The organism is Candidatus Binatia bacterium (genome assembly GCA_026415395.1).
Taxonomy (GTDB): domain Bacteria; phylum Desulfobacterota; class Binatia; order HRBIN30; family HRBIN30; genus HRBIN30.
This window is the reverse complement of the sequence record JAOAHD010000007.1, coordinates 1,039,280-1,052,138: the sequence shown is the minus strand read 5'-3', so window position 1 is coordinate 1,052,138 and position 12,859 is coordinate 1,039,280. Positions and strand designations below refer to the sequence as shown.

Annotated in this window: 9 protein-coding genes; 4 read left to right on the top strand and 5 right to left on the bottom strand. The window is 59.0% G+C overall.

Going from position 1 to position 12,859, the window contains the following annotated elements:
• Positions 1–12: 12 nt before the first annotated feature.
• The 5 genes from N3C12_09030 to N3C12_09010 all read right to left on the bottom strand — a co-directional run bounded on the left by N3C12_09030 (position 13) and on the right by N3C12_09010 (position 7,334).
• Positions 13–1,830, bottom strand: a complete 1,818-nt coding sequence (locus N3C12_09030) for a sulfatase-like hydrolase/transferase (GenBank protein ID MCX8072579.1) — start codon at positions 1,828–1,830, stop codon at positions 13–15.
• Between the two features lie 150 nt (positions 1,831–1,980).
• Positions 1,981–4,050, bottom strand: coding sequence for an AAA family ATPase (locus N3C12_09025; protein ID MCX8072578.1), 2,070 nt, complete (start codon positions 4,048–4,050; stop codon positions 1,981–1,983).
• Between the two features lie 98 nt (positions 4,051–4,148).
• Positions 4,149–5,525, bottom strand: coding sequence for a sigma-54 dependent transcriptional regulator (locus N3C12_09020; protein MCX8072577.1), 1,377 nt, complete (start codon positions 5,523–5,525; stop codon positions 4,149–4,151).
• A complete protein-coding gene (locus N3C12_09015; GenBank protein ID MCX8072576.1) occupies positions 5,522–6,193 on the bottom strand; it encodes a hypothetical protein in 672 nt (223 codons plus the stop codon). The genes N3C12_09020 and N3C12_09015 overlap by 4 nt, the downstream gene beginning before the upstream one ends.
• A gap of 31 nt (positions 6,194–6,224) precedes the next feature.
• The gene (locus N3C12_09010; GenBank protein MCX8072575.1) at positions 6,225–7,334 is read right to left on the bottom strand and encodes an ABC transporter substrate-binding protein; all 1,110 of its coding nucleotides are present in this window, start codon (positions 7,332–7,334) and stop codon (positions 6,225–6,227) included.
• 261 nt (positions 7,335–7,595) lie between these two features.
• On the opposite strand from N3C12_09010, the gene N3C12_09005 reads away from it, so the two are divergent.
• From N3C12_09005 to N3C12_08990, 4 genes are all read left to right on the top strand, one after another.
• Complete coding sequence (locus N3C12_09005; protein ID MCX8072574.1) at positions 7,596–9,374, top strand: sigma 54-interacting transcriptional regulator; 1,779 nt, start codon at positions 7,596–7,598, stop codon at positions 9,372–9,374.
• On the top strand, positions 9,343–10,734 hold the full coding sequence (locus N3C12_09000) for a sigma-54 dependent transcriptional regulator (GenBank protein MCX8072573.1): 1,392 nt from the start codon (positions 9,343–9,345) through the stop codon (positions 10,732–10,734). Before N3C12_09005 ends, N3C12_09000 begins: the two co-directional genes overlap by 32 nt.
• Positions 10,735–10,985: 251 nt before the next feature.
• Complete coding sequence (locus tag N3C12_08995; protein MCX8072572.1) at positions 10,986–12,104, top strand: hybrid sensor histidine kinase/response regulator; 1,119 nt, start codon at positions 10,986–10,988, stop codon at positions 12,102–12,104.
• On the top strand, positions 12,071–12,829 hold the full coding sequence (locus N3C12_08990; GenBank protein ID MCX8072571.1) for a hypothetical protein: 759 nt from the start codon (positions 12,071–12,073) through the stop codon (positions 12,827–12,829). The genes N3C12_08995 and N3C12_08990 overlap by 34 nt, the downstream gene beginning before the upstream one ends.
• Positions 12,830–12,859: the final 30 nt, after the last annotated feature.

Sequence of the window (12,859 nt, the reverse complement as noted above, 5' to 3'; positions counted from 1 at the left end):
CGGTCGTTTCTTTCACCGGTGATTTCGGACGCCCTTTTGAACGTCGCCCCGAAACTTCTCAAGCTTTGCACTGAGTTCCTGCACGATCTCGGGGTGTCGTCCCCTTAGATCTGCTTGTTCAAACGGATCATCAATTAAATGAAAGAGTGCCACACGCGGCAGCCCCCGCGGATTCCCCTCATTAGCAACAATGAGCTTCCAAGGGCCCCAACGCAGAGCCTCAATCTCGTTGCCCTCCAAGCTCTCGTGTGCATACAGAACCTCCGGCTGCTCGCGGTTCGAAAAGAGGTCACGCCCCGGTAGTTCATGCGGCACTGGCAAACCTGCCTGGGCCAACACCGTCGGCACAATGTCCAAGGTCTGTGCAAGATCCGTTCGCTGCTGTGCTCGGTTTGCGCCAGCGGGAAGCCGGATAATCAGGGGAACTCGGATTTGCTCCTCGTATAATGTCGTTCCGTGCCACCAACCGCCATGTTCGTAAAACTCTTCTCCGTGATCCGCAGTCAGAACAAAGAGGGTTCTTTCATACAGGCCGCGTTGGCGGAACCGCTCAATCAGAGCTCCGAAGTGCTGATCGAAATATGCTACGTCGGAGGCGTAAAGCCGCCGCATCTCCTCCGCTCGTTCGGGAGGGGGGTTCGGCTCCGCCACGCGCGCAATTCCGCGGCCATTGTACGGGATCTCGAAGTACGGGTCGTGAGGGTCCATGTAATGGATGAAGAGGAAGAAGGGCTCGGGGGGCGATTCGGCCAGCCACCGTGAAACATGGTCTGTGACCACCGCTGCATCCTGATAATAGTGGTAGTAATAAATGCGCCGGTGCAGGAACCGTTCGCGTAAGAGGCGAAGGAGCTTGTAAATTGAAAGCCGAGTCGCGGAATCGGAGGCACCGAAGTAAAAGCTCGGCGCTAAGTAGTGGTATTCGCCAAACCCCTGATCGAAGTTGAAGATCGGCGCCACATTGATGTTGGTGACGAACGCGGCGGTCCAATAGCCCGCCGCCCGCAATCGTTCTGCCAAGGTTTCCATGTCTTCGGGGAGCGGGTCGAATTTGTGCACCGCACCATGCACAGCGGGGTACTCGCCGGTCAAAATCGTAGCAATGGATGGCCGAGTCCAAGATGATTGCGCATACGCGTCACGAAACCAAACCCCGTCAGCGGCAAGAGCGTCCATGTGAGGGGTTTTTGCCTGCCCGCCAGCGATGCCCAAAGCATCGGCGCGCAATGTGTCCACAACGAAAAGAACCACGTTGGGAGAGGGCTTAGTCGCTCGCGCCTGCCGCAATGGAGCAGGCTCTTCAACTCGCAATGCCCGCGCGCCAACCGTCAGCAGCGCAAAGGCAACAGCCCACGAAGCGCCGAGCCGTACGGACGTAAACCTTCCGCGCCCCCGAACCGCAACCACAAGGACAGCGATTAAAAGGCTTACAAGTAAGGCACACACAACCAAACCGGGGTAGAGTAAAAGACCAACCCCGCTCCACGGAGCCGGCATTTGCTCCCCGAAATAGCGCTGGGCGAGGTGGTACCGAGCTACCACTAGAGTGATCGGAAATGCGACCGCCCCCGAAGTCAAAGCTTGCAATGCACCTTCCGGCTGTTGCCAACGGGCCCGGACCCACGGCCCCACCACGACGATCGGCAGGGACAGTGTAACCCCTAAAGCCGCGTAGGCCCAAAAACCAAAGGGAAATAAGCCATACTCGGAAAGCCCCCCTCCACTCAGAGCAATGACGCTCGCCTCGAAACACCCTACCAAACTCGCGCCCCACGCCGCCGCAGCAGCCGAGCCGACAACCCTGGACACTACCGCCTCATCTCTCCTCATTGGTCCCTCTATTTGGATGGGTTTCCTCAAGGCGAGCCTTCTCTGCACACCAAGGCCCACTTAGCGCTTGCGCGCACAGGCGACAGCTCCGCTTGCCTGTTTTCTGGGCGTCCCTCGCGAAGAGTCCAAGCGAGGGCAGCAACCGCGACCCTATTGCCCTAATCGGGCTATCTCTGCATCTTCGCGCAGAACTCGTTGCAAGGCCAGCCCAGTACTCAGTGCATCACTCCGGGTCGAGCCTGCCCGCACTGTGACACGAAAGACCCTCTTCTGGGTGCCGAGTTCGGTTGGGCGAATCTCGCTCTCGAAACCGTGCCGCCGGAGGGCCTGCGCCAACGCTTGAGCTCGCTGACCATTGGGAGTCGTAAAGATGAGCAGCACGTAACGGTCTGGAGCTTCACGAACCACAGGGGGCCCCTCGTGCAAGTCCGGAAGGCGGAGCGTCTGCCCGGGCAAGATCCAGTCCACATCACGCACTTGGGGGTTGGCAAGTTTGATCAGGTCAAGAATCGTATAACTCGACTGCCCGTACCTTGCGCGCGCGATCCCCGATAACGAGTCACCAGGCCGGACAACCAAGTTTTTGTATTCTTTAGCGTCGATCTCCGGGACCCCGGTTACCGTTTGACCCACCTCCTTTGACCCATCCTCCACTGGGGCGCTGCCACCGGCCGCTCTCGCCTCGAGAACGCGGACCGCACCGGATGGGCGCTCCATTGCAGCTCGATCTGCAGTGTAGGTTTCTCTAGCGTCCGCTCTTTCGTCCTCTTTGTCGGAAACCTTCGCGCCCACAACAACCGCTACCGAGCCTGCCGCCACTTGCGCAGCCTCCGCGCCTGTACGCTCTAAGCTGCCATCCCGAGGCGCTTCTCCTGGCACCTCCTCGGAGGACGTTGGTACGTCCGCGAGCATCGCCAAGCGCGTGGCCATCTTGGTGGTTGTGCCCGGAACCGTCTGAGGCGCTTCGACCACAGGCGCCACGTCCTTCTCCGAACCCCTGACAGAACCTTCCACTTTAGCGCTTGCCAGCTCTGCCTCCTCCGTGTTTGCTTCTGTGAGCGCCCCAGCGGGTTCACCCCGGTCGTGTTTCTCTACCGGCAACGCCGGCAAACCGGCGCTCACCCCCGGCCCCTGGGGCCCAGGCAATTGAATGTTCGCCTCCGCGCCCGACCCGTCCGCTGGGGCCACAGCGATCTCCCTGACGTGGTTGACCTGCTCCTCCCTCGGAGCCTGGACAGAATAAGCCTCCCACACAGCCCGCCCAGCCGTCCACGCGCCGAATCCAATGGCGACGAGAGCACCACCCGTTGCCAGGGTCTGCCACCAGGATCGTCGCACCTGACGCGCATCTGACTGCTGAGCGACCTCGCCGCCGGCGCTGTGGGAATTGTGGTCTGGCTGCACCGAAGCGCTCTCTGCGGGCAGCAAGTCAGCAGCAGCTTCGTCAATGATATCGGCCGTGATCCGCTTTTTACCCATCGCGTAGCCGATGACCAAGGCATTGTCGCAAATCACGTTCACTAAGCGCGGAATGCCCCGCGAGAAATGATAGATCCGTTCTTCCGCGTCCCGGGTGAACAACTTGGCATCGGGTGCACCAGCAGCCTCCAGGCGAAAACGAATGTATTCCGACACCTCGTCTTTCGACAGCGGCAACAACCGGCAATTCACGCTAATTCGCTGCCGCAACTGCCGCAAAATCGGGTTACTCAGTTTCTGGCCTAACTCTGGCTGGCCTGACAAAACGATTTGAATGATTTTCTCTTTCGCAGTCTCCAAGTTGGATAACAGGCGCAAGTCTTCGAGAACGCTGTATTCCAGATCTTGGGCTTCGTCGATCAATAACGCGACATTTCGCCCGTTGCGGAGCTCCTCCAGCAAAAACATGTTTAGCCGCTGCAGCATGTAGAGTTTCTTGCCACTGTGAACCGGCAGGTCGAACTCGGCGAACATGTACTCGAGAATCTCTTCGAAGCTCACGTTGGTGTTGAACAAGAACACGGTACGCGTATTCTGATCCAACTCGTCCAGCAAACGCTTGAGCAGCGTGGTTTTGCCAGTTCCAGCCTCACCAATCAGGGTGATAAAGCCCTTTCGCTGGGTGATGCCGTAGTGCAGCGAGGCGATGGCCTCTCGGTACCGCGCATTTAAGTACAAGAATTTCGGGTCCGGGGTAACGTTAAATGGGCGCTCCTGTAACTGGTAGAACTCGCAATACATGAAGGGTCGTCCTCCTCACGCGCGAAGCCCTCTCCTGCTTCCGCGTCGAATAGGTCTTTCTGGAACCGTCAACATCGAGAACAGGAGGCATTGGTAACTCATTCCTTCCGAAAAGCAGCCACGCGGATCGCCAGGTCCCGTACTTTACGGTGCAAGGTTGCCTGATCGATCCCCGCATGGCGAGCCGCCTGGGTGACATTTCCGTGAAATCGCTTCAGCAACTGTTCTACATACCAGCGCTCTGCACTGCGCACAAACTCTCGAAGGGGCCGGTCCGCCGAGCAGAAATCCGGCAAATTCGTCTCTCGTGTTCGTGGGGTCGATACGTCCACGCGAGTAATTGTGCGCCCCTCCGCAGTTACAATCGCTCGTTCGAGCACATTCCACAGTTCACGAATATTACCTGGCCAAGGATACGCCATCAGCGCCACCATTGCGTCCTCGGCGATACAGTCGATGCCTTTTTCCACCGCAAGCGGGTGTTGCTGCAAGAACTCTGCGGCTAACAGGGGGATGTCCTCGCGGCGCTCACGGAGAGCTGGCAGTTGAATTGGCACCACGGCGATGCGGTAGTAGAAGTCCTCCCGCATTCTACCACTGGCAACACACTCGGTGAGATCCTCATTGCTCGCCGCCACAACCCGCATATCCACATGAATGCGCTCGTTGCTCCCCAGTCTCTCAATGCTGCGCCCTTCCAACACCCGCAGCAGTTTGCTTTGCATTGCCAGCGGGATGCTCTCAACCTCGTCGAGGAAAAGCGTCCCACCGTGAGCCGCCTCGATCTTACCGGCACGACTGGTGTACGCCCCCGTGAACGCCCCCTTCTCGTAACCGAACAACTCGCTTTCGAGTAGGTTTTCCGGGATTGCCGCACAGTTGATGGCAACGAACGGCCCCTCGCGCCGCTTGCCTTGCTCATGGAGTGCGCGCGCCACGAGCTCCTTCCCGGTTCCCGACTCGCCCGTGATCAGGACAGTCACATCGGCATTCGCCAGCGAAGAAATCAGCCGGAACAGCTCTCGCATCCGGGCATTACGGCTCACCATGTTGGCGAAGCGGTATCGTTCGGCGAGTCGATCTTTTAGGACCTGAATTTCCTCCAAAAGCTGCCGCCGATCGAAGACGCGCCGAATGGCAAGGGAGAGCTCTTCAGGAGAAAAGGGTTTCGTAAGGTAATCCGTGGCGCCTCGACGCATGGCTTCCACCGCCCCGCGAACCGACCCATGGGCGGTGACGATCACAACATCCACGCGCGGCCAACGCTGCCTGAGCTCCGTGAGGAGACTGACACCGTCTCTGCCAGGCATCATGAGATCGAGGAGCACCAAGGAGTACGAGCGCTCCTGCAGCCGCGTCAGCGCCTCGCTACCGTCTTGGGCCACATCCGCGGGGTAACCCTGCTGCTCACACAGGTGCTGCAATTGCCGGCGGATCAGAGGATCGTCGTCGACAATCAGGATCCTCCCATTCATCTATTCGCACCCCCACGCCCCCGGCGAACGGGGAATCGAAAGACCCAAGTTGCCGCTTTTCCCTCTCCATCCACGAACTCAAATTCCCCACCGAACGATGAGACCAATTTGTCAATCACCGCACAATAGAGCTCGCCCGCGGCCGTCAGCCGGCGACAAACAACCTCTGTCCGAACTTCGATAGACAACGAGTTGACCCCTGATTGTCCCGCCAGCTGAACCATCACTGCCGCACCGGCACTCGTACCACACTCGACCACCAGTGCCGGAAAGTAGCTCCGCACTTTCGTGAGCGCGCGCACGTCTACCAGCAATTCCTGCTGAGACTGGTCCGGCTCTTCCGGCCCAACCCGCACCTGGAACTCTTGTGCCAGCAGCTGCACAAAATTGTGCATCACGTCGGCTGCCCGGATGCAATCCAACTGCGTCCCGGATTCTCCGATATAATCCAGAAGGAGCTGCGCCAGCCGGTCAAGATCATCTGTGGTCGAACGCAGTGCCCCCGCAAGTGGACTTTCCGCAAGGTCGAGGCTTTGCTCTAGCGCACGAAGGCGTTGGAACAGGTTGCCAAACCAATGACCCGCAGCGTCGATCACATCGCTGCGCACAACTGTGAGGTACTCTCTCTTCGCCTGCTCCAACGGGGCCGCGGGTCCAAAGTCGTCCATCGCTCACTCCTCGCGCCCGCTAGATCCTCACTCAGTGCAAGCGACAAGGTTCGTACAACTCGACAAAGACAGTCCTCCCGCCTTCGATTTTGCGGATGAGCAGCCAATCACCCTTGTAGCCTTTATGGTCAAAAGGTCCCATACTGATGTGCGTTCGCGGTCCCCCGTTCACAGCCGGGAGCATCCGCACCTTCTCCAAACCCTCTTTAAAGCCGGCGGGCGTCAACAGCGGGGCGCGAGCAAGCCCTTCGGCGATGAGCATCGCTGTATCCCAAGCCAGAGCCGTCACCGTGTGGTCGCACCGCTTGCCGGTCGCTGCTGCGACTCGATCGAGCACCGGCTGCAGCCGAGGGTTTTGCTCACAGAGCTGATCGATTCCGTACCAGCCCTCAAGCGCCGCCATCCATTCCGGCTTCGCGTAGCAAAACTGAAACGCTGTGGTCATGATCCGCGCCGGATTCCAGTTCAACTGGCGGAATATCGGGCCTAGCAGGATCGTTGGGTACCCGTAACCGAGATAAGCGAGGCAGTCTGGCTCCGCCGCGCGCAACTTCCGGATCGCCGACTCGAGGTCCGTCGGTGTCTGGCTCGTGTAGGCTTCAGCGATAATGTCGAGATCATGTCGCTGTGCGAAGTATCGAAAATTCACGGCATACTCGATCCCGCCGGGACTGAGCTCGTGCATCATGGCCACGCGCTTCAGTCCCTGGCGGCAAATCCAATTTGCCATCAATGCGCCTTCTTCTGCCAGGCCGCCGTTACCCAAATTAAAGCAGTACTCGCCGAAGTAACGGTCAGTGCCGGTCCAGGTAATCGCCGGAACACCACAGCGCTCAATTTCCTGCTTGAGGGCCAAAGAGTTGTCCGTAATCAATGGCCCGATGACCCCTAGCACTCCAGACTCCACCAATTCTCCGTAGCCTCGCACCGTATTGCGGGCTTCCAGACGCGGTAGGCCGATGGCCTCTTTGACCACGAGCTCCACCGTCCTTGGAAGTCGCCCCTCGGCATCGGCCAGTTCGAAGGCGACCCGCAGTGTGCTGAGGAAATCTTCCTTGGTGCCCATGTCGATGTCGATCAAGACACCGATCTTTACCGGCGCAAAGGCCAGACCATGCGGAAGCGTCCGAGTTTTTGCCATAGCCGTGGACCCCGAAAAGTTTGCCGTTCCTTGTCCTGTTCAGTCAACATGCCTGAGGGAAGCGACTTTGTGCAACCCGCAAACGGTGCTCGGAGAAAAAGCCGGGTGGGCTCGAATAGATGGCCTTTTCAAGGTCTCCTCTTCGTGGCTCACGGCTGCGCCCTCGGTTCACTGAGTTGACTTTTGTACACCTTTGGGGATACGGGACTCCACTGGTAGCCCTAAAACCATGGCGCAAAGGGCGGGTAAGGAGTTGGTGGAGTGGAGCGCCTGAAGATCGGAGTTGTCGATCAGTCTCCCAGCATCCGGGAAACCGTGGCCATTGTGCTGCGGGAGCACCAGGTGACGCGCTTCACCCCGGAGGCCTTCGCCAATCTTCCGACTCCCTTCCCAGGCGACCTTCTGATTGTGGAGCGCGGAGCCGTGTCTGCTGAAACGCTGGCTCGGTTGGCGCCTGACGTACCGGTGCTGTGGATCCAGAGCGAGGGCGACCGCTCAGCCGAGTCCTCCGCTTTGCCACGCCTCTTCCAACCCTACGTGTTGCGACGTCGAGTACGCGAAATCTGGGCGGCGGCACAAGAAGACCGCAGGGAGCTGCTCCTTCCTTCGTTTCCTCCCCCGCTGCTTCCCCCGGAAGTAGCAGGCATAGTGCGGGGAGCCCTCCGCACACGACTTCCCACCCTGATTCATGGGGAGCCAGGAACCGGGAAACTGAGGCTAGCCCGCGCCATGCATCGGGCAAGCGGCAATGCCACCGTTGAAATTGTCAACGCCTCGAACCTTACGCCGCAGTTCGTACAGGGGCTGAAGAAAGGCGCGTCCGCAAGCGGTGTGACTGTATGCGTCCGTGGGCTCGACACAGGGTGTTCCTCGACCGAAGCCGGACTTGCAGAAATGCTCGACTGGATGCGCACCGCCAACCGCCGCGTGTGGCTCATCTCTTTGAGCAGGACGGGCCCCGATGAGCTGGCCGAACGGACTCACGCAAATCCGACTTTGTTGCACCAACTCGCCGTGTTTTCCATTCCACTACCGCCGCTGCGAGAACGCGCTGCGGAGCTGCCTCACATCATTGCTGCGGAGAGCGCCAGGCTCAGCAGTTTGCTGCACGTGAGCCCCGCGACCTTCACACCCCAAGCTTGGGACCTTTTGAAGCACTACCTTTGGCTGGGCAACCTATCGGAATTAGAGGCAGTGCTTGCGAGAACCATGACGCTCGTCCGCCATCGGCCCATCGGCGCGGAAGAAATCCTCTTCGAGCCACCTGATCGACCGCGATCGCTAGCCTCACCAGGGTTGGGTTCGGCAGACGAGACGCGTAACGCATCCGTCGTGGGCGCCAGTGCTACGACACGGCAACTCGAGGTGTTGCTCAACGAGCTTGCCCATGAGCTCAAGAATCCCCTTGTTACGATCAAGACGATTAGCCAACACCTTGAGCGCCTGCTGAACGACGAAACCGGTCGCGAACAAATTGCACAGCTTGCTGGCGAGGCAGTGAACCGGATGGACCAGCTCCTCGAAAACCTGCTGCGTTTTGCTCGCTTTGGTCCACCCGCGCCTCAGCAAACATCGGTAAATGCAGTGCTGGCGCCAGCGCTGGCGGAACTCGCTCCGGTGCTCTCGGAGAAGCAAATCGTGCTCCACTATGTTCCGGCAGAAGGGAACACGATCTCTGGAGACCCTGCCCAACTCAGCTTTGCATTGGAAAATCTCCTCCGTGCCGTGCTGCGCGATCTCGATGAAGGTGCCACGCTAGCGATTGAACCCAGCAGGAACAGCACCGCAGTCGAGATTCGTTTTCCACAGCCGCACACCGGCGTCGTTGAACGGCTCGGCGGCTACGTGGACCTTCAACCCGTGGCTCGGGCCGGAATCGAACCTTTGGGGTTTTTGATCGCCCGGTCCTTGCTTGAACGTAACGGAGCCAAGCTAGATGAGCGTCGCGAGGGCACCGTTCGTCGCATCCTCGTCGCGTTCACCTCTGCAACCAAGATGGCAGACGCTTATGATGAAGAGACGCATTCTCATCGTGGATGACGAACCCAGTGTTCGCCAATCCTTAACCCTGATCCTCAAGGACCAATACGAAGTCATCTCGGCGGGCACCGGGCAGGCTGCGTTGGATTTGCTTGCGACCAACCCGGTGGACGTTGTCCTTTTGGACATTTTGCTCCCCGGCATGGATGGACTGGAGGTGTTGGAAAAGATCAAACAGCGGGTGCCCTCGCCTCAGGTGATCATGCTGACCGCGACCAAAACAGTAAAAACGGCGGTCACGGCCATGAAGCTTGGGGCGTTCGACTATGTGACCAAACCCTTTGATGTCGAGGAGCTTCTGCTGATCGTGGAGCGCGCCGTTCAATCGGCTGCACTCGTGCAGGAAGTGGAGAGTCTGCGTTCGGAAGTCGGCCGCCGCTACAGTTTTGAAAATATTATCGCGCGATCGCCCAAGATGCAGGAGATTTTGGCCACGGTAGCGCGCGTTGCGCCGTTGAAAACGACGGTGCTCATCACGGGCGAAAGCGGCACAGGGAAAGAACTCATCGCCAAGGCTTTGCATTACCACAGTCCCAGGGCTCATCGCCCGCTGGTCACGATTAACTGCGCTGCCATACCGGAAAACTTGCTCGAGAGCGAGCTATTTGGCCACGAGCGTGGTGCGTTTACCGACGCTCACGCCCGGAAACTCGGGCAGTTTGAGTTTGCTGACCAAGGAACCATTTTTCTCGACGAGATCGGCGAAATGCAACCATCCATTCAGGCCAAAATCCTCCGGGTACTCGAGCAGGGAGAATTTCTCCGCGTCGGGGGAAACCAACCCATCCGCGTGGATGTGCGCGTGATCGCGGCCACCAATCGCGACCTACACGAAGGCATGCGCGAAGGCCGATTCCGACTCGATCTCTACTATCGGCTCAATGTGGTTTCGATTCACATTCCGCCTCTGCGCGAAAGGAGAGAGGATATTGTCCCCCTCATCCGTCATTTCCTCACTTTAAAGTCACGCGAGCTCGGGATCCCCGAGAAGGCCTTTTCTAATGAGGCGCTCGATCTTCTTCTTTCGTATTCATGGCCCGGCAACGTGCGCGAACTTGAGAATGTTGTCGAACGGGCGATGGTTCTCTCGACCCAGCTTGTCATGACGCCTGCGGACCTCCCTGAGTACATTGCCAACCCGAAACAATCACAATTTCATCCCGCGCAACAAAGCGTCCTCAGGGGCGAAACGCGTCTCAGCGAAGCCGTTGATCAGTTCGAACAAGAGCTCATTCGTCGGGCGTTGGAACAAGCCCAGTATAACCAGACTCGAGCCGCAGAGATCCTCGGCACCACTCGGCGGATCCTCAAATATAAAATGGATAAGCTCGGCATCCGCCCTGAGGGGAACCAAGCTTAGGGTTCGACTACCTTGCCCTCAGCCACGAGCATCTCCTCCGACCCCGGAGATAACCGGCTGGCCGCGACGAATTTGTGACTTTTGTACAAAATTGTACGCCGTCACGCCGCTCCACGGGACCTTCGCGGAAACTCCGTTGAGGCTGTAGGGGCTGCTTTTCTGCGGCTTTCCGCTGCGCGCACAGCACCTCCTAACGACAGGCACACAGCACCCGTGATCCTGGCCTGGTTCGTGCTTGACGTCCTCCTGGCATGCACGCATCTGAACAGCCGGTAGAACGTCCGACCCTGCTTGTTGTGGACGACGAAGTCGGCCCCGCTGAGGCGCTGCGGATGATCTTTCATCCTCACTACCGCGTACTCATCGCGCACCGGGGCGAAGAGGCCCTCGATGTTCTGCGTCACGAAACCGTTGACGTGGTCACCTTGGACCTCCGGATGCCGCACATGACAGGAGTGGAAGTACTCCGCGCAATTAAGTCGGAGTTCCCGGACGTGGAAGTGATCATCATTACAGCCTACGCGTCCTTAGATACGGCACTGCAGGGCCTCCGCTGGGGCGCTTTTGACTACATCATCAAGCCTTTTGATGTCCCCCACATTGCCGAGCTCATCGATCGGGCGGTCAAACGCCGACGAACCCGCCTACAGGGACGGAAAACGCCGGAGCGATTCCTAGGTAACGTTTCTCACGAACTGCGCACCCCCCTAAGTGCGATCATCGGATACAGCTCGATCTTGGCCGAGGAGCTGAGCGGGAAAATCGATACAGAGCAACTGACCGCCCTCCACCGAATCCAAGTCAACGCGATCGAGCTCCTCTATCTCATCGAGGGCATTCTCATTTTGAACGCGATCGACGCCGGGGAAATCCCCGTCATCGTCAGCGAGTTCGATGTCGCCGATATTTTGCGAGAGGTGGTCCATCAGTTCGAGCTGGCCGGGCGGGATCGGGGAATTGACTTCAAGTTTAAAGCGCCGGCCGAGGCGCTTGTGATTCATAGCGACGTCCAAAAAATCCAACGCATCGTGCGCGCGTTGTTGGACCACGTTCTCAAGTACAGCACAAACGGCGGAATCACGGTGCAGTTAGAGGCAAGTCCGAGGCCACTGGGCATCCGCATTAGCCTCATGGACGCCGGAACCGCCATCGATCCAGAGGAACTCCAGGAGGCCATCGAGGGCTTCCTGGCGGATGACTTTGCCGGGCGACGCCGCGATCGGGGCCTGGGCATCGGTTTGCGGGTTGCCGTGCAGTTTACGCGTATGCTTGGCGGACGGATTCGGGTCGAATCGCACGCTCCGGGCGGAACGACGGTGACCGTGGAGATCCCGAATTGGCATTTCTCTCCACGCACCCGCATTCATTAGCTGAGGGGGAAGACGTGCATCCTTTTCCAGCAGGCTGGATCAAAGCGTGGGTGTGCTGCCGCCTATGCGGAGAGGCGGAGGTTCTTCGTTCAGCCGATGCTGATTTATTGCCGCCTGAAGAGCGGCAGGAAGCCCTCGTGTCGTTCCTCGAGCAGCACGCCGGCCACCCCGTCACTCAGCTCGTACCGACGGCGCAGCAGCTTACCCTACACTCCGGGCCGTTCTGGGAGCCGCGAACCAGTGCCTGGACCGAGGTGACCGATGGCCGCCGGATCTACCTCCTGGAATGCATTCGCCCCGATGTCTCCCAACCAAGACGGTATCGGCTGCATCCGGGCCGACTTGTGCGCCGCACCACGCAAGTGGATTTCGATAGCAACTTAGCCCTTCAAGCTTGGACCAGACGATTTCCTTCGTCAGGGTGCTTGCAACTCGGGCAGCGCTTGATCGCATTCGCGCAAGAGATCGTTGCCGGTTTAGATGCGAGCAGTGTACCCGGAGCGTTCGACGACCCGGACCATCCGCACGTAACCTTTGCCGCCTGGCCTGCCCCTTTTCGCACTCTGCTCCTTCGCCAGGGCTGGCAGATTTTGCCAAGCGGGTTGCACCCCGAGTGGGAGGATTTTGTCGCGGTCGAGTGCGAGGCGCACGGGACGTGGTCGCTTCGTCTGAGGACAATCGTGGAAATCATCGAAGAGGAACCTAGGATCGCTGCCCCACTATAACCAGCGTTCCGTCTGTGGTAGCCTTGTGGG